17 protein-coding genes are annotated in these 18,734 nt (G+C 36.8%); 10 read left to right on the forward strand and 7 right to left on the reverse strand.

Annotated elements, in window-relative coordinates:
- The first annotated feature begins 185 nt into the window (after positions 1-185).
- A complete protein-coding gene (locus tag BCR25_RS16445; RefSeq protein ID WP_069664741.1) occupies positions 186-2,009 on the forward strand; it encodes an APC family permease in 1,824 nt (607 codons plus the stop codon).
- Between the two features lie 115 nt (positions 2,010-2,124).
- Here BCR25_RS16445 and BCR25_RS16450 read toward each other — a convergent pair whose 3' ends face one another.
- The 4 genes from BCR25_RS16450 to BCR25_RS16465 are packed head-to-tail and all read right to left on the reverse strand — an operon-like array spanning position 2,125 to position 5,539.
- Entirely contained in the window at positions 2,125-2,793 is a 669-nt protein-coding gene (locus BCR25_RS16450) for an ABC transporter permease (RefSeq protein ID WP_069664689.1), read from the reverse strand.
- Positions 2,793-3,725, reverse strand: coding sequence for an osmoprotectant ABC transporter substrate-binding protein (locus tag BCR25_RS16455; RefSeq protein ID WP_069664690.1), 933 nt, complete (start codon positions 3,723-3,725; stop codon positions 2,793-2,795). Before BCR25_RS16455 ends, BCR25_RS16450 begins: the two co-directional genes overlap by 1 nt.
- Complete coding sequence (locus BCR25_RS16460) at positions 3,722-4,360, reverse strand: ABC transporter permease (protein ID WP_069664691.1); 639 nt, start codon at positions 4,358-4,360, stop codon at positions 3,722-3,724. Before BCR25_RS16460 ends, BCR25_RS16455 begins: the two co-directional genes overlap by 4 nt.
- 3 nt (positions 4,361-4,363) lie before the next feature.
- Entirely contained in the window at positions 4,364-5,539 is a 1,176-nt protein-coding gene (locus BCR25_RS16465; RefSeq protein WP_211272520.1) for a betaine/proline/choline family ABC transporter ATP-binding protein, read from the reverse strand.
- Positions 5,540-5,823: 284 nt separating this feature from the next.
- On the opposite strand from BCR25_RS16465, the gene BCR25_RS16470 reads away from it, so the two are divergent.
- The 7 genes from BCR25_RS16470 to queA all read left to right on the forward strand — a co-directional run bounded on the left by BCR25_RS16470 (position 5,824) and on the right by queA (position 13,637).
- Complete coding sequence (locus tag BCR25_RS16470) at positions 5,824-7,809, forward strand: glycosyltransferase family 2 protein (RefSeq protein ID WP_069664692.1); 1,986 nt, start codon at positions 5,824-5,826, stop codon at positions 7,807-7,809.
- A 15-nt stretch (positions 7,810-7,824) separates the two neighbouring features.
- Positions 7,825-8,514, forward strand: coding sequence for a hypothetical protein (locus tag BCR25_RS16475; protein ID WP_069664693.1), 690 nt, complete (start codon positions 7,825-7,827; stop codon positions 8,512-8,514).
- Between the two features lie 38 nt (positions 8,515-8,552).
- On the forward strand, positions 8,553-9,107 hold the full coding sequence (locus BCR25_RS16480) for a hypothetical protein (RefSeq protein WP_069664694.1): 555 nt from the start codon (positions 8,553-8,555) through the stop codon (positions 9,105-9,107).
- Between the two features lie 213 nt (positions 9,108-9,320).
- A complete protein-coding gene (locus tag BCR25_RS16485; RefSeq protein WP_069664695.1) occupies positions 9,321-9,638 on the forward strand; it encodes a PadR family transcriptional regulator in 318 nt (105 codons plus the stop codon).
- An 8-nt stretch (positions 9,639-9,646) separates the two neighbouring features.
- A complete protein-coding gene (locus BCR25_RS16490; protein ID WP_245792180.1) occupies positions 9,647-11,191 on the forward strand; it encodes a DUF4097 family beta strand repeat-containing protein in 1,545 nt (514 codons plus the stop codon).
- 136 nt (positions 11,192-11,327) lie between these two features.
- The gene (locus BCR25_RS16495; protein ID WP_139124612.1) at positions 11,328-11,816 is read left to right on the forward strand and encodes a hypothetical protein; all 489 of its coding nucleotides are present in this window, start codon (positions 11,328-11,330) and stop codon (positions 11,814-11,816) included.
- 789 nt (positions 11,817-12,605) lie between these two features.
- On the forward strand, positions 12,606-13,637 hold the full coding sequence (gene queA, locus BCR25_RS16500; RefSeq protein WP_069664698.1) for a tRNA preQ1(34) S-adenosylmethionine ribosyltransferase-isomerase QueA: 1,032 nt from the start codon (positions 12,606-12,608) through the stop codon (positions 13,635-13,637).
- 86 nt (positions 13,638-13,723) lie between these two features.
- Here queA and spxA read toward each other — a convergent pair whose 3' ends face one another.
- Positions 13,724-14,122, reverse strand: a complete 399-nt coding sequence (spxA, locus tag BCR25_RS16505; RefSeq protein ID WP_069664699.1) for a transcriptional regulator SpxA — start codon at positions 14,120-14,122, stop codon at positions 13,724-13,726.
- A gap of 372 nt (positions 14,123-14,494) precedes the next feature.
- Between spxA and lanM the strand changes: the two genes are divergently transcribed.
- Both lanM and BCR25_RS20485 read left to right on the forward strand, forming a co-directional pair.
- Entirely contained in the window at positions 14,495-17,398 is a 2,904-nt protein-coding gene (gene lanM / locus BCR25_RS16510; protein WP_069664700.1) for a type 2 lanthipeptide synthetase LanM, read from the forward strand.
- A gap of 71 nt (positions 17,399-17,469) precedes the next feature.
- On the forward strand, positions 17,470-17,643 hold the full coding sequence (locus tag BCR25_RS20485; RefSeq protein WP_169819033.1) for a hypothetical protein: 174 nt from the start codon (positions 17,470-17,472) through the stop codon (positions 17,641-17,643).
- Between the two features lie 114 nt (positions 17,644-17,757).
- Here the strand turns inward: BCR25_RS20485 and BCR25_RS16515 are convergent, their stop codons facing one another.
- Positions 17,758-18,015: a hypothetical protein gene (locus BCR25_RS16515; RefSeq protein ID WP_245792175.1), complete on the reverse strand. Its 258-nt coding sequence runs from the start codon at positions 18,013-18,015 to the stop codon at positions 17,758-17,760.
- A 19-nt stretch (positions 18,016-18,034) separates the two neighbouring features.
- Complete coding sequence (locus BCR25_RS16520) at positions 18,035-18,289, reverse strand: helix-turn-helix transcriptional regulator (protein ID WP_069664701.1); 255 nt, start codon at positions 18,287-18,289, stop codon at positions 18,035-18,037.
- Between the last annotated feature and the right edge of the window lie 445 nt (positions 18,290-18,734).

Below are 18,734 nucleotides of genomic sequence, written 5' to 3' on the forward strand. Positions count from 1 at the left end.
TGGAATCGTTGTGGGCGTCTTTTTAGAACGGAGTTGGAAAAGGCAAACAGCGAGAGTTTAAAAGAACGTATTTCTATCTGTAGAAATCACTATAAAATAATTGACATTTGTGGTCTAAGAGCGTAGCATATGTGATTGTTTATGAAAAAATAGATTTTTTTTCTGAAAGAAAGGAAGGAAACGATGTGGACTATTTGAAACGATTGTTTATCGGGAAACCATTGAAGTCTGCGGAGAATGATGAGCATAAATTAAGCCGTTTTGCTGCTTTAGCATTATTGTCATCAGATGCGTTATCATCGATTGCATATGGAACTGAGCAGATTGTTGTTGTCCTTGTCACGTTGTCTGCTGCTGCTATCTGGTATTCTTTGCCGATCGCTGCTTTTGTTATTATTTTACTTATTTCATTAACCTTGTCTTATCGGCAAATCATTCATGCATATCCTCATGGGGGCGGCGCATATGTCGTCAGTAGTGAAAATTTGGGGAAAAATGCGGGCTTAGTCGCTGGCGGCTCCTTATTGGTCGATTATATGTTAACTGTCGCTGTTTCTGTCTCAGCAGGCGCTGAAGCGATTATTTCGGCAGTTCCAGCACTTTATGGGCATCAAGTTGCTATTTCCATCGGGATCGTTTTATTGATCATGCTGATGAATTTACGCGGACTTAGGGAATCAGCTGGTTTTTTAATGCTTCCAGTCTACAGCTTTATTGCAGTCATTACATTATTAATAGCAACTGGACTATTTAAAATTGTGACAGGAGCCGTTGCGCTCCATGCAACTGCAATGCCTGGAACAGTAGTGCCAGGCATTACGATTGCGTTGATATTGCGAGCCTTTTCTTCTGGTTCGTCTTCATTGACAGGTGTCGAAGCAATTAGCAATGCTGTTCCTTTTTTTAAAAAGCCCCGAGCTAAAAATGCTGCTGGAACATTAGCGTTAATGGCAACGATCCTAGGTTTTTTCTTTGTGGGGATCACGTTTATCAACTATTGGTATGGAATCGTTCCAAAAGAAGAAGTAACTGTTTTGGCTCAAATCGGACAAGCTGTTTTTGGTCAAAACGTACTTTATTATATTCTGCAATTTGCGACAGCGTTGATTTTAGCTGTAGCGGCGAACACAGGCTTTTCAGCGTTTCCGGTTTTAGCTTACAATTTAGCAAAAGATAAATTTATGCCGCATATGTATATGGATCGTGGGGATCGCTTGGGCTACTCAAATGGTATTTTGACGTTAGCTGCGGGTTCGGTGGTCTTACTTTTAATCTTTCACGGCTCAACAGAGCGGTTGATTCCACTGTATTCGATCGGTGTTTTCATTCCGTTTGCTCTGTCTCAGACTGGTATGGTGCTTAAATGGCGTAAAGAAACGAAAAAATGGTTATCGAAATCAACGGCTAATATTGTTGGTGCGTTCATTTCATATGCAATCATCGTGATTCTATTTGTCTATCGGTTAAATGACATCTGGCCGTTTTTCATTATCATGCCTGTGCTAATTTTTATTTTTTACAGTATCCATCGGCACTATAAAAATGTCGCTGAACAATTGCGTATGGAAGAGGCTATCGATGTACAGCCATACTATGGAAATACAGTGATCGTTTTAGTAGGAAATGCCACCAAAGCCAATGTTGGTGCCATTAATTATGCACGTTCGATCGGAGATTATGTAGTAGCAATGCATGTTTCTATAGATGAGGATCCTGTAAAAGAGAAGGAGATTGAAACGGAATTTAAGAAACATTTTCCAGATATTCGCTTTTCAATCGTTCATTCTTCCTATCGGTCGATCACAAATCCTATTTTACGTTATGTTGATTTAGTAAGTAAAAATTCGGCAAAAAGAGCGTACACAACTACGGTTTTGATTCCGCAGTTTGTACCGAATAAACGTTGGCAAAATATTCTTCATAACCAAACAAGCTTACGCTTGCGATTGAAATTATCTTGGCGGGATAACATTATTGTTTCAACCTACAGCTATCGATTAAAAAAATAAGTCGTTTCATGTTTGTAAAGGTGAAGGAGAACATGTCCTAAACGGCTGAATAATCAATCAAAAAACAAACGATCCTCCGTTCCGAAAGTCTTCAGAACAGAGGATCGTCTTATTTTTATGAGTGTTTACTTGCAGGGTCAAGACGTCGCTCGATCATGCCTAGTACCCAGTCTGTGATGATCGCCATCAAAGCCGTTGGCAATGCACCCACAAGAATGATTGCAGTACCATCAGTGGCATTGGTTCCGCGGATGATAATATCACCTAAACCGCCGGCACCAACGAATGCACCAATCGCAGTGATTCCAATTGCGACGACTAAGGCATTTCGAATACCTGCCATGATAACAGAAACTGACAATGGTAATTCTACCATGTAAAGTCGCTGCCATTTAGTCATACCCATTCCTTTTCCGACATCTAAAATATTACGGTCGACCTGGATCATACCTGTATAAGTGTTTTTAATGATCGGTAAAAGCGAGTACAAGAAGACTGTAACGATAACGGTGTTAACACCAAGTCCCAAGCCAAGCATTAAAATAGATAGCATAGCCAATGAGGGAACGGTTTGAATCAGGTTGGCGATACTAACGACCCATCCTGCCATTTTTCTTCTGCGGGCAATGAAAATCCCGATAGGAATCCCAACGATCGCAGCGAATAATACGCCATAAATCGAAATCAAAAAATGTCTGACGAATTGACTTAAAACGTAGCTGCCGTTTTGCTCGAAGTAGTAAAGAAATTGCTGCAAAAGATTCATATCTTGTAAATTTTGCATCAGTTCCCACCTCCTTCAGATTCAAAGAAGTGGTGTTCTTTTAAGAAATTCTCAGCGACAGTTTCAGGTTCCATTAAATCATTGTCTGCTTGAAAATTAAGTTTTTGCATTGTTTCGGTAGAGATCTTACCTGAAAGTTTTCCTAGTATATCTTTTAATTCTGGATGTTCTTTTAAAATCTCATCAGTGGCTACTGCACAAGCATCGTAAGGCGGGAAGAAATGCAAGTCATCTTCAAGAATGACAAGATCATAACTGCCAATTCGTCCATCTGTTGAATAGCCTAAGACTACGTCCATTTTATTAGCAGCTACCGCATCATACACCAAGCCGATCTGCATAGGAAAGACACGTTTAAAATCAAAGCCATAAGTTTCTGTGAAGCCTTTGTAGCCGTCTCCTTTACGATCGATCCAGGAAGTATCGACTCCTGCTGTTAATTGATCACCAACTTTTTTTAAGTCACTGACTGTCTTTAAGTTATACTTTTTAGCCGTTTCTTGTGTGACCATGAACGCGTAAGTGTTGGCAAATCCATAAGAATTAAACCATTTTTGTTTGTATCTTTTTTGGAATTCTGATTGGACAACGTCAAACGCTTTTTTTGGTTCTTTGATCGGTTCTAAATTTAGTGTTGTTGTTAAATCTGTTCCAGTATAACGTGCGGCAGAAATCTGTGCATCCTTGTTGATCATTGCCTGATGGTTGATCGTTGTTGTCGCTAGATTATTGATGATCGTAGTTTTTTCATCTGTGTAATGCTCGATCATGCCAGAAACTAAACTAGCCAAAATTTGTGCTTCTGATGTAATTCCGCCTGTGATAGCAATCGTATTGTCATCAGAGTTTGAAGCAAGCCCCGGTAATGAACAACCAGAAAGCAATAATGCACTGCAGCATACAATGAGTAATAGTTTTAGTTTGTGTTTCATTCTTCTGCCTCCCTTAATGCTTTAGGAGTTATTTTTTTCTCTAGTAAACCTAGCAATAAATCTGCCGCTAAAGCTAAAATAGTTACAGGAATCGTTCCTGCAAAAATCAAATTGGGCTGATAATTATTCAATCCGCTGAAAATGAAATCTCCAAGTCCGCCCGCTCCAATATAAGAAGCTAACGTTGCCCATGCAATCACATAAACAGCTGCTAGGCGAATCCCCGCCATGATCGTTGGCATAGCAATCGGCAATTCAACCATAAAAATCGATTGGCTGTTGGTCATACCCATTCCTTTTGCAGCATCTTTATAATCAGAGCTGACTTCTTTGATCCCAATATACGTATTTCGTAAAATCGGCAGCAAAGAGTAAATGAACAATGCAATGATTGCTGGAATTTTCCCAACCCCGAAAATCGGGATCATCAAAGCGAGTAATGCTAGAGATGGTACTGTTTGTAAAGCACTAGTAAGTCCAATGATAATAGCCGCTGTTCTTTTCGTACGTGTTAATAAAATACCAATCGGAACAGCTAGTAAAATACCTAAGCCAAGCGCCATTCCAGAGATAAAAATATGCTCACCAATTTTTGTAACGAGTTCATTTCCTCGTTCTAAAAGAAACTGATTCATTTTTTACACCTCCGCTTGAGGTTGTGTGACATCTGTTGTTTCTGTTTCATTTGTAGAATCTTCTTCGCCCCAAATAACGTCATACACGATATCTACAAGAGAAGCTCTGGTCAAGATTCCGACCACTTTTTGCTGATCATCAACAACAGGAACATATTTTAAGCCTCGTTTTAAAATACGTTGTAAAGTATCCCGCAATAGAGATGATTTTTTTACAAAGAAAACTTTTGGATTCATGATATCACTCACACTAGTCGCTTTTGTTCTACGCCGATCAAGTGTTTCAACATCGATAAAGCCTTTCAAGACACCAGTACCATCAACCACTAATAGTGTATCCACCCGTTTTTCTCTCATGAGTTTGATCGCTTCGGAAAGTGATTTTTCAGGTGTAATAGTAATCGCATTGTTCAGCATTACTTCACCAACGGTTGTGATATCCGGTTTGGCTTGAATTAAGCGGTCTTCACCAATCAACTCTTCCACAAACTCGTTGACAGGATGACGTAAGATATTATCCGGCGTATCAAATTGGATAACTTTACCTTCACTCATAATAGCGATCCGGTTTGCTAGTTTTAATGCCTCATCCATATCATGTGTAACAAAGACAATCGTTTTACCCAAACGCTCTTGTAGATCTTTGACTAAATCCTGTAAAGAATCTCTTGTGATTGGGTCTAAAGCTCCAAAGGGTTCGTCCATCAAAATGATATCTTGATTTGCAGCGAGTGCTCGCACAACACCGATCCGTTGTTGCTGCCCACCAGATAATTCATTTGGATAACGATCAAGCATTTCTCTAGGAAGCTCAACCAAATCGATCATTTTTTCTGCAATTTTATTTCGTTCTTCTAAATCAATTTTTAATAATTTTGGCACAAGTACGATATTTTCTCTGATCGTCATGTGCGGCATCAATCCAATGTTTTGAATCACATAACCGATCTTTCGGCGCAGTTCTACAGGATTGATCGTTTGAATATCCTCGCCATTGATTAAAATCTTGCCCTTTGATGGATCAGTCATTCGATTGATCATCCGCATTGATGTAGTCTTTCCGCTACCACTAGTTCCGATAAAGCAAATAAATTCACCCTTATCGAAAGACAAATTGACATCATCCACAGCGATTTTACCGCCTTTGTAGATCTTTGAAACATGTTGAAACTCTATCAACTTTTCCACCCCAAATTCTTTTTTTGATTTTTTCTTTTTGACGAAACTTTCTTGTTTGATACCTGATAACAAACAATTCCATACTACTAGTATGCTACAAAATAGCGATTTGGACAAATCAGAGGTTTTTTTTAGAGAAAAGAAGTGTAGCAAAAAGAGAAAAATAGCTTTTGAAAATCGTTAAAATAGTTTAGAACTATTATTCTATTGACAATAGTTGGAAAGCTTAGTATATTGTTGTCTAGTTACTATTGTTTTATGAATAATAGAAGGGGTAAGAAAAAATGGGAAATGTTGGTTTAGCTTATTTGGTATTTAGTTTGAGCTATTTATATTTGTTTTATTTTATAGCGAAAAAGAAGGAATCTTTTCGCAAATTTGTATTAGCAGGATTTGTTATTATTCAAGTTATTTATTTATCTTGGCGCTTGGTGTATACGATACCGACTGGAAATGGGGTTGAGATCATTGCTGGAAGTTTCTTGTATTTGGCAGAATTTATGGGGTTTGTTCAGGCGTTTACACTGGTCTTTTTATTTTGGAAGCCATACAAACGGCAAGAAAAAAAACTAGATGCATTGAAAGAGCTGCCTACTGTGGATATTTTGATAGCAACATATAATGAAAATATTGAAATTCTAGAAAGAACGGTTGTGGGCTGTTTATCGATCGATTATCCAAAAGAATTATTGAACATTTATTTATGTGATGATGGTGATCGGGAAATCGTCAAAAAACTAGCAAAAAAACATCATATCGGGTTTATCGCTCGTCCGACCCACGAACATGCCAAAGCGGGAAATTTGAACTATGCCTTAACGCAAACGAAGGGGCAGATCATTGTGACGCAAGATGCAGATATGGTTCCGAAAAAGGAATTTTTACAACGAACGTTAGGTCACTTCTCAGATAAAAAAATTGGTTTTATTCAAACCCCGCAAACTTTTTTTAATTCTGATATCTTTCAGCACAATTTGTATTTGGATGGTGAAATCAATAATGAACAAGACTTCTTCATGCGCAGTTTAGAAGAAGGAAAAGACCGATTTAATGCTGTTCTATATGTAGGCAGCAATGCGCTGTTCAGACGAGAGGCACTGGATTCGATCGGCGGTTTTACGACAGGTGTGATCACAGAAGACATGGCAACAGGCTTATTGCTGCAAAACAATGGCTGGCAAGGTATTTTTGTGAACGAAGCACTCGCTTCAGGACTATCCCCTGAAACCTTGGCTGATTATATAAAACAAAGAGATCGCTGGGGACGCGGAAATGTTCAAGTTATTAAAAAATATACATTAAAAAAATTGAAAAACTTGTCCTTTATTCAAAAATGGTTTTATTTGGATGGTGTTATTTACTGGTATTCAGGTGTGTATAAACTGATTTATTTGATTTGTCCATTTCTGTATTTAATGTTCAATATTTCAAGTCTGAAAACAAGCTTCGCACACTTGCTGATATTCTGGCTGCCGGCGTTTGTTTCGGGAAGCTTGATGTATAAAACAGTAGCGAGAAAAAAATATAATTCCTTCATAAGTAATATCTATGAATTAGTCACAGCGCCGCAAGTATCATGGGCGGTTTGGAAAGAAACGTTGTTTAGCGCGAAAAAAAATAAAAAGTTCCATGTTACCGTTAAAGGCGTCCAAGGGACCAAAGGCTACTTTGACTGGCGCAACTGCAAAGGACAGATTTTATTATTAGGCATCAATATAGTTACATTGATATACGCCATTTTTCAATTGTACAGTCAACAATCTCAATGGCAGCAGATTCTATCTATTAATTTTTATTGGCTGCTATACAACATTATCAGTCTCGTGGTTGCTGTTAGTGTAGCCTACGAACGTCCACGTTTACCAATGAATATCCCAGTAGATTATCAGGGGAAAATAGTGAAAGAAGATCAAATAATTCCAGTTCAAATCAATTATTTAGGTGAACGAAGTGTGATCATCACCGTCGATCAAACCGATCCCTTTCTAAGCCTTTTGCTAAATCAAGAGGAAGCCAGACTTTCTTTTCAAAAAATAAAAGATGTAAAAATGAGTCGTTCGCGTATATTTAATTTAAGAGGGAAAGTTGAGATCACATTTAAGGTCCAAAAACTTTCTCGCAAAAACCACTACCGCTGGTTAGGGCTGATCTATTCAGATACCGCACATGTGGGGGATATCCATTCAATCCGAGTGAAATTTTACACGCTATTCAAGTATATTTTTAAAAATAAAAAAGACGCACGAAAAAATCAACAGTTACTGTCATAAAAGGAGCCAAGACGCATGAAAAAAAAGAGAATAATCATTTTGTTAGCTTTAATCGTTGTTGTTTTTACAGGATGCACAAACAGTGCTGATCCCAAAGAAGTTACGACAGCATTCATTAATAATGTCATTTATGGTAAAGATAAAGAGAATGGTGAAAAGTATTTTTATGACCTAGATGTATCCAATCAAAAAGGGTTGATCGACGATTTTTCTGAATTATTTGGACTAACGGAAAAACAAGCAAAAGAATTAGCAGAGATTTATCAAGAAAAATTAGACGAAGAAACAAGCTTTTCTGTAAAAATGAAGAACGATAAAACTAAAAAATATGAAGCAGTGATAACCGTAACTGGTTTGGATCAGTCTAAATTCGACCAAATCGTTGATAAAAAAACAGATGAAGAATTAGTTGTATGGTTGCAAAGTAAGGGGTACGATACGATTAAATCATTGGATGATATTGACAAACTGACTGATGAAAAACAATTAAACGATCTATTAAATGAGCTGTCAAAATTAAAGGATAAGGACCTTGATCGTATTCAATTTGAAGCTTTGAAAAAGACATTTAAAGAATTAAAAGCCGGATCAAAACCTAAAACAATTCATATAGAGCTGGAACAAGATAAGAAAGAAAAGAAATATTGGAAAATTATCGATGAAGAAAAACGCTTCGACGAATTACTGGAGGCCTTCCAAGGATAAGGATAGTAAAGAAATATGTTGATTAAGGAGAAGTTAGGATGAAAAAATTTATATTATTTTGCATAGCTCTGTTAATGATCGGTGTGGGTACAACTCAAATGGGCAGTAATGCAGATGCTGCTTTCTCAAAAGATGAGGCTGTAAGAGAACGCTTCGCATTAAAAAAAGAGCGGCTGTCGAAAATTGTTTCTCAAAAAATCGCTCGCGTAGAAAATTCAATCAAAACTAAGCTGAAGGAACAAGAAATCAAAAAAAATCAAAAACAAAAAGAAGAAGCGAAAAAAGCAGCGGAGAAACAGGCAGAAGAAAAAGCAGCAGAGAGCCAAGCTCAAAATGCTGAAGCCCAAGCCGCAGAGCAACAAGCCCAGGTTGAAGTCGAACAACCGCCTGCGGTCTACCAGCCAGAAGAGGCTGCTCCAGTAGAGGAAAACACAGGCGGGGCAGAGGCTGTTTCGGGAGCTTCGGGTAATTGGCAGGAAAGAAATCAAAAAAATAGAGAATGGGGTAACCAGCTCAGCGATCCTAATTTGACACCGGCAGAACGTCAAGGTATCATTCAAGAGAAAAAGAATTACAACCGTAATAACTATTAACAAGCTGAGCAATAGGTTGTCCCAACGAATAAATAGGTAGCAGATTCCGCTATTTCTCAAAACAAAAATAGTTGCTTTTGGGCGAAGACGTTGTTTTGAATCAATAGGTACAAAAATTGGTCATGGTTGTTTTTCATAGTTACTATATTTCAGATAAGAGTTTGAAAACGGTCAGTAATTTGTCAATCAAAACTGTGGTAAGGGGATTGAGCGATGAGGGCTTCAAGCCAATTTAAAAAAGGTGCTTTAGAAATGTGCGTGCTCCACTTTATTCAAAAAGAAGATCGATACGGCTATGAACTAACACAGCGAGTGAATCAATTCATACCAATCACTGAGGGAGCACTTTATCCGGTTTTACGCCGGCTAGTCAAAGAGTCTTATTGTATTATTTACGCCAAAGAGTCACCAGATGGTCCTTCAAGAAAGTATTATCAGATCACAGAAAAAGGACAAGAATATTTGGCGCTTTTAGAACATGATTGGGATGAATTTGTTGAACAAGTAAATGAATTGAGGAGGGCAGATTAGTGAGTACGATGGAGGAATATTTAGACAAACTAAAAGCTGCTTTTGCTGAAGAAGATATAGAAGAATTCAACGAGTTAAAAGAAGATCTATTAGAGCAATTAGCTGTTTGTTTAGAAGAAGGTCAGACAGAAGCAGAAGTCGTAGCTAGACTTGCTTCGCCTCAAGAAATTGCTGCAGACTATTATGCTGATTTAAGCTTAGATGCAGCAATCAATGCTAAAACTTCTGTGGTTCCCAGAGAAGAAATTCAAGATGTTTTTATTCAGACACAGAAAAAAAGAATGCAAAGAGTGTTAAAAACAGCTGTTAGAGTGCTGAAACCATTAGCATTACTGTTATTATTATGCGCATTCTCTTTTTTTCTAATCTATATAGTCAAAGAATTGTATGAAGAAAAGAATCTTGCAGGTATTCCTTTGGTTTTTTGTTTGCTATTATCAGCGTTGATTTTTCAATTACTGAAAAGTTGGTTTTATGAAAAGAAACGGGTGATCAATTATTTATCTGCAATAACTTTTGTATTAGGTCTAGGAACATTATTGGTATTTTCCCTAACAGATCGTTTGTTGTACACGGGCAGACAATATTACAAAGAAATTAAACTTTCATCAAGTGACCATGCTTCTTTTAGATTGGATTCAGATGCAGATGTTGAGATCACAACGGTAGAAGTTTCTAGTGCAGAAAAACCAAGCTTGATGGTTAAAGGAAGATTTAAAGAAAGTGATATTCAGAAAATCGAAACAGGTACATATAAAAAGAAAGTTGATTTAACATTGGATGAAGAAAATATTTTTGATACGTTCACCAAAACGGGGCGTTCAGAAGTGATGTTCTTTATTCCAAAAGGAACTATTTTGGATGACTTTAACTTAAAGCTTACCCAAGGAGATTTACGACTACTGGATATCCAGACAAAAAACTTTGACCTGGACCTAGAGTCAGGAGATGTCTACGCCAAGAATATCATAGCGGATGAGGGACACGTAGAAAGTGATTTCGGAGATGTGATCATAGAAGAATCTGCCATGAATTTAGCTGTTAAAAGTGAGTCTGGGAAAACGGTTATTACAGGAATGCTAGGCGATTTGGCTATAGAAGGAAGCCGTGGTTTATCTATTTTGAAATTTTTACGCTCAGAAAACATTGTCTTGAATAATCATTCAGGACGGATGATTTTAGAAGACACTGAGACGAAAAAATTAAAAGCGACAGCAACTGACGGTCAAGTGATTGTCAAACGGACGAAGGGCGACTTGTTCATGAGTAATGAAGAAGGAAAGATCGTATCAGAGGAAAATCAAGGGAATTTACAAATGAAAAACATTTCTGGACCGATCATTTCAATTCAAGATAGTAAAGTAAATGCCCGAGTATCCAGCAAGTCTGGATTTATCAAATGGCTGCAAGACCCTAACCAGGCAGTAAATATTGAGGCCAGCACAGAAACGGGTGAAATAAAAAACGATTTTGCTACGATTCCTAGTGGAGAATATACTGTCAAGGTGCAATCAAAGACTGGCGATGTTAAAATTCTGAAAAAAGTTGAGTAACTGAAAGACTGAAACGATTCTAAAATAAAAAAGAGAGTGGAATGAGGCAAAGTAATCGTCTAATTTCACTCTCTAAATATAAATAGGGATCGTCATAACAAAAGGAGTAAGTATGTTTAATAAAAGGAAAATTAACATGTGGTTTCATCAAGGAGAGCTAGCTGTAAATGCAAAAGATCAGGAGCAGGCTGTCTATTTTTTTAAGCTGGTCATAGAAACATCAATTAAGTCTGGTGGTATTCAGCTGAATGAATGTTTCAATGCATTGGTTTATTTAGGAGATATATATAATGAAGAGAGATGCTTTGAAGAAGCGGAGTTACTTTATCAGATGGCGGCTGGCTTAGATCATAATGCAAAATATGTTTTATTGGTGAATGACCTATTTCATGATGACTCTGGTTATCACGAAGATAAAAAACTGTGGTTGAAAAAGAATATGATTGATTATACCGACATTATTCAATCAAGAAAAAAGAACAGCTGGCAATTTCTTATTGATGAAAAGACCATAAAATATAAAAAAGCGTCATTGGTTGGCGTAAGAGAAGAGACAAACGAAAAAAATACAATGGACGATGCGTTCTGGTCATATGAAGATTCCCTTGACACATCAACTTTTTAAGACAATATAAGTCAATCAAAATCATGAAAAAACAAAAGAAATAGAAATTATCCTTACAGTTTGTTGACTATGAAATTATTTTTCTTTAAAATGAGTAGTAGATAGAAATGAATAAAATAAAAAAGGCACTTCATAAATCAGTTGGCGCTGATTCATGAAGCCCTGAGAAGTCAGATAACGCTGACCAATCAAGTTGCCCTGTCAATGTGTAACATCGACACTTTCCATTTTACTCAATTTTGAGAAAAATATCTAGAACTTTCTTTTTAGAGGTCTAGTTGGATCGTAAGATGCTTATTTACTGAACATGCAATGGTGTTGGCGTATTTTGCCAGCACCATTTTTTTGTTTTGTTTCTATCTGGGAAGTGTGGAAATGGCGAGTGAGAGGACTTCTGAATAAGCCGATAGTCGGAATGAATGTAACTCCGCTTATTTTCACGCTTCTATGAACGATCAAGAATACAATAAATTGGACGGTTAACGTTTAGGTGGTAATGTTCGTTTCGATTTAAAAAGTTTTCGATCGTTCAAAGATGCGGACAGGTATAAGTGCAGAGATGAGATCAAATGAAGTGGCAGTGGAGCTCGTTGGATTTCATCTGAAGCTATATCTGTTCGCATTTTTAAGCATGATTCAGCCAAAGCATGGCAGCTGTGATTTGCTTTGCAACATGCAGCCCAAAGCAGTAGGGGGCCTTTTTTGATTTGTCAGCTGCTTTCTTCATAGCCATATAGAACAAAAAATGTTAGAATAGCCAAGACAAATCAAGTAGAGAGAGTGACAAATATGCTTAGTACAGAAGATTTTGATTTTGAATTACCGGAAGAACTGATTGCTCAAACACCATTAAAAGACCGAACAAGTTCACGTCTTTTAGTTTTAAATCGTGAAACTGAAGAAATGGAAGATAAACACTTTCATGATATTGTAGATGAATTACAGGCTGGAGACGCGTTGGTCATGAATGATACTCGAGTGCTACCAGCACGTTTATATGGAGAAAAACCTGATACTGGCGGTCATTTAGAGGTGCTTCTTTTGACCAACACAGAAGGAGATACTTGGGAAACACTAATAAAACCAGCTAAAAGAGCCAAAGTAGGCACGCACATTCATTTTGGTGACGGTCGATTGACCGCGACCGTCGTAGAAGAATTGGATCATGGCGGACGAATTGTGACGTTTGATTATGATGGGATTTTTTTGGAAATCCTAGAATCACTGGGAGAAATGCCGTTGCCACCGTACATCAAAGAACGTTTGGAAGATCCTGAACGTTACCAAACTGTGTACGCTAAAGAAAATGGCTCTGCGGCAGCTCCTACGGCTGGTTTGCACTTCACGCAAGAGTTACTTGATAAAATCCAAGAAAAAGGTGTGAAGCTAGTCTATTTGACGTTACACGTAGGTTTAGGTACATTCCGTCCTGTTAGTGTGGATAATATCGCTGAACATGAAATGCATAGTGAATTTTACCGTCTAACAGAAGCTGCCGCAGAACAGTTAAATGAGGTTCGTAAGCAAGGAGGCAAAATCGTCGCTGTTGGAACAACATCTATCCGTACATTGGAAACGATTGGTACAAAATTTGATGGTCAAATCAAAGCTGATAGTGGTTGGACAGATATTTTTATTACTCCTGGCTACGAATTTAAAGTCGTACAGGCTTTTTCAACAAATTTTCATTTACCTAAGTCAACCTTAGTAATGTTGGTTAGCGCTTTTGCTGGTCGAAATTTGACATTAGCAGCGTATCAGCACGCCATTGACGAACATTACCGATTTTTTAGTTTCGGTGACGCGATGTTTGTAAAATAATCAATCAAAAAAATAAAAACGCATTAGCTGCTTCCCCTAATTAGGTTGGCAGTCAATGCGTTTTTTTGGATTCGAGGTAGTAACAGTTATAAGCCGCTTAATAATAAGGTTTGAGATAACTCTCTTTTACGGACGGATCTTGGTAGGAAGCAACGAATTTCATCTTCATTGAATCCGATTTGTAGTCTTTTTTCATCGATCATAATTGGACGACGTAATAGTCCAGGATTATCTTTTACAAGTTCTAAAAGTTCGTGTAAAGGCAATTCATTGATATCTATAGCAAGTTTTTGGAAGATTTTAGAACGAATCGAGATAATATCTTCTGTTCCTTCTTCGGTAAGAATTAATATATTTTTTAGTTCATCAAGTGTAATAGGTGTAGTGCCAAAGTTTTTTTCTTCAAATGGAATCTCATGGTCAACCAGCCACTTTCTCGCTTTTCTACATGATGTACAGCTATTTGTCGTATAGAGTTTTAACATAAATTTCATATCCTTTCGAAAATATTGGTACATACCTCTTAACAACTATAATATACGAAAAGTAAAAAATTAACAAAACAAATGCTTTCGAAAAGGTGGCTTATTTCTATTAAAAGAGAGAAATAAATACATTTTTTATTTTTTTGTTATTCTTTTGTCGAAATCAGGCTATTTTATAGGTTATCTTGATATAGAAGCATGTTATCTAAATATATACATTTTATTAAGAATGTTAGTGAATAAAATGAGAATAAAATTACTTATTTTACATGAGGCAGAAAGAAAACACCGAAAAAATAAAATGGACATAGTATTTTAACTATTTTTTTATTATTATTAAGGATAAGGGGTTTTAAAAAAGGAGAGGAAATCATGATAGAAGAGTTGACTTATAGTTATGCGGCAACAAGTTCAGAACGAATCCAAAGCTGGCGTAGTTTACAACTAGGTGAAGAAGAGTGTCAACGTGCATTAACTAAATGGCAAGCGCGAAAAAGTTTACTGAAACCGCTTGATTTTAAAAGAATGCTAGAACAAAGTTCTTACGATGAACGTACGTTTAGCCGGGCGCTGGTCTCATTTACTGAAGAGCGGGCAAACGTATTATTACCGCTGATCGAAAAGAGTCAATGGTTTCAATTACACCAAGAGATTTTTAGAGAAGAAATTCAGATTTGTGAGTTTAGTTTAAAAGCTGCCTTGCGCTTCCATTTGGCTTTTTATGAAAAACAGATTCGAAAGTTTAGTCAATCATTTTCTAAGATTCAACTACCAGAACAAGTAATTGCTCATTTAGTCGACCAGTTGGCAGAGGAACTCTTCTTTATTGCACAAAAAACACTTGCTTGGGATGTTCATCAAATGATTGAAGAGTATCAGCTCCAGAGTGAATCAAAAGAAACGGAGTTTACCCGCTACATCGAAGAATTTCTTGGAGATAAAAAGAGAACCTTCCTCTTTTTCGCAGAATATCCGACCTTGGCTAGAGTATTAGCGACCAGACTGACCTTTGCTTGTGAAGTCATCGAAGAATTTCTTACAGCTATAAATGACTCAACAGAGCTTTTGTCAGAAACTTTCGCTATTAAAGCACCTTTCCAATTAGATCACATAGAACTGGGACAAGGTGATAGCCATGATCGAGGCAAAACAGTGATTCAGTTTCAAATACAAGAAACACCTCTGATTTTTAAATTTAAGGATTTGACCATAGGTGAACGATTTAATGAGCTATTAACTTATATTGAAACCCTAAGCTCGGCTCCTCCTTTTTATAAAATAAAAAGGGTGCTCCAATCCGGATTTACTATTGAAGAAAAAGTAACCTATCAAGAATGCTTCAAAGAACATGAGGTGAGTGATTTTTATCACCAGTATGGTCAGCTTTTAGCTATTACTTATTGGTTAGGCGCAACGGATCTACACATGGAAAATCTGATCGCTCACGGTTGTCACCCCGTTCTGATTGACGTAGAGACACTTATTCGACCGGATATCTTAAGCTCGACTAAAAAAGATTCTCGGCAACGTAGAATAGAAAAAAATTCAGTGCTTGTTACTGGGTTGATCCCGCAGCGAGAGCAGTGGAAACGGGAACTGGATTTAGATGCCTTATCTGGGACAAAACAGAAACTTCCTCAAAAAGTACGAAGGTTGCAAGAGGCTCATTCAAGTAACATTGGCTTTCGTTTAGAAGAAGCGTACATGGAGGCAGCTCAAAATATTCCTCGTTTTAATGGACAAGATGTTGATTATCACAAGTACAGTCAGGTGATTCAACGGGCTTTTAAAGAGATGAATACTCTTTTACTAGAAAATAAGGCGGTCTTTATTGCCAAAGTTAAAGAATTATTCCAAGAAACAAGAATTCGTTTAATTTACAGAGATACTCAAGATTATGGGAATTTATTGAATTTTACACTGCATACTGATTGCATGTCTAATTATATTGAACGGGAAAAAATCATTGAAAATGTATGGGCAAGTAAAGTAGTTCCACCCCAGCTCAAGTCGGTAGAGGTACAGAATCTGCTCGTTCATGATGTTCCTTTATTTACCGCAAATACATCTTCCACTAGTGTTTATGCGGATGGTCAAGAATTTCAACAAGTGTTAAACATCTCGCCGTTAGAACACACACTTACACATATGGAAAAGATAACTGAAAAAACGAGTCATTTTTCTTATCTTTTACTGAAAGAAAGCTTAGAGACACTAGACTATACTTTGCAGGAAATAACAATCTCAGAAAAAAATTCAGAGATTCAGTCACCACTGCTACGTAAAGCCGCTAATATTGGCGATAAAATCATTGGTAATCTAGTAGTAGATCTCAAAGAACAAACAATTGACTGGTTGTCTGTTTTGCCGGAGCAAGGCAATAAAGTTGGGGTAACTTATCCAACGACTAATCTTTACGAAGGGAGTGCTGGACTGTATTTATATTTTGTCTACTTACATCATTATGTCCCTAAAGATGAGTATCAAATGGTCATTACGCTTTTAGAAAAGGAAGTTTTTCTTTCCGAAGACTCAAAAGAGGATTATGAAAGTGCCTTTTTCGCTGAAGGAATGCGTCTTACAACAGCATTTTATGTCAATCGATTGCTTAAGGATAAGAAGCATCGAGTCTATTTAGAAAAAAGTTTGGACGTTCTATATCAAAAGCCGCTTACTCAAACGGAGCAAGTGAATGATTGGATTTATGGAAGAAGTAGTTTGCTTGCTGTAGTAGCAGCGATTTTCACTGAATATCGGTTGCCCATTGCAAAAAAAATACTTGCAAGATACATTGATTCGATTGAGTGTCAAGAGATGGCCAACAATAGTTTTGCTCATGGGTATGGAGGGATTTTATACGGACTACACCAAGCAAATCAAGTGCTGCAAAGCAACAGAAGTGAAGCTCTTTTTCAATGGTATCAAGAACAATTCAAAGAAAATCTAGCAATAGAAGAAAGTCTAAATGATTCATGGTGCCGTGGTACATCGGGAATCAAGTACCTATGTGATGTACTCCATATTGATTTTCCAAAAAAACAAAGAAAAGTGACGCAAGAAGTCACTGATGATTGCCTCTGCCATGGAACTTGCGGACGTTTAGATTATTATGTAGATGATAATTTTTTGGCAAGGAACAACTACTTTTTAAAAGCTGATCAGGAAAATTGTCCACTGGGGCTTTTTTGTGGGCTTTCAGGCATAGGTTATCAATTACTGCGGGCATTTGATCCGGAAAAAGTTCCATCTATTCAATTTTTTGGCAAAACAATCTGAAAAAAGAACTTTACTTATTATGAAGAACGTCTTATAATCAAATTATTAAAGCAAGGGGGAGAAAAAATATTATGAGAAAATTATCTATTGAAAAAATGGAAGCAGAAAAGAATGTAAAAAATGTGGATGCAGTTGTTGGTGCTTCGTTTGAAAGAAGTAAAAACTCAGAAGATACTATTGATCGTTCAGAAACGATTGTTGCAAATACTGTAGGTGGTTGGTCAAGATTAATTTGCTGGCCGTAAAATTTTACAAAAAAAAAGCTAACTTCGGTTAGCTTTTTTTTAAATTGATTTTTTCAAAACCATAATACCAATGGCTTCGGTAGTAGAAATGATCAATACCGAAAAGTTTAAAATCTATGAGTATGCCAACTCGTTATAAGAAGCAACTTCATAGAATAAATTACTCAGTGAGAAAAGTATTATCAAAGTAATGATGAAAGAAATAAAGCTTGCTGTTGAAATTATTTTCTTTCCGCGCTCATCTTTTCCTTCTTTGCTGAAGAAAAAGTAAACAGAATACACGATAAATACAATAGACAATACAACTACTACTAGGCTAGACCAATGATTTACAGGCAAGTTATCAAAAAAAGATTTTAGTGATTCGATCATAATTTATCCTTTCCTTCCGTTAGTCGGTTGCGTTACTTGTTTGCTCGTCTTCTGTTAGTTTTTTGAACGTGAAGATTTGTTCAATCGGCACTTCAAAAACATCGGCTATGTCGTGAGCTAATAAAAGGGAAGGATTGTACCTATTTCTTTCTAGTTGAATGATAGTTTGTCTAGATACTCCAACTTTATCAGCAAGTTCCTGTTGGGTCATGCGTTTCATAGCTCTGTAGACGTGAATGGAACTCTCAAAGGATGAGTTCTTCTTTTTTGGCAATGCAAATCCCTCCAATAGTCTAATTTATGTATCAAATAAAAAGCGCATAGTCACTATACCATATCTTACTTTCACTTACAAATATCTTGCAAAGAAAAAAGCCAAGCTTCTCGAGGAGCTTGGCCGTTGTTTCTGGAAGGAATCAGCGTATTGAATGATGTTTTTTTTACTTTTAGATATACATGCAAAGTAAATAGTTGAATTTCTTGTTCATAAACCAAATGTTGTCTTCATTACATTTTCTACATTTCTTTAAAAAACTTTTTTTAATCAAACTATCTTTATATGCATATTTTAATAAAATGTGAGTGAAACGTTGTTACTTTTACGCATATTCACTATTTGTAAAGATGTTTTTATGATTTTTTTTTACTCTGCACATACAGTTTTGTGAAAGGTGAATCTTGTTCTGCTAACAATTTTGTGTTTACTCATTTCATGCTTC

Source organism: Enterococcus termitis (genome assembly GCF_001730305.1).
GTDB classification, from domain to species: domain Bacteria; phylum Bacillota; class Bacilli; order Lactobacillales; family Enterococcaceae; genus Enterococcus_L; species Enterococcus_L termitis.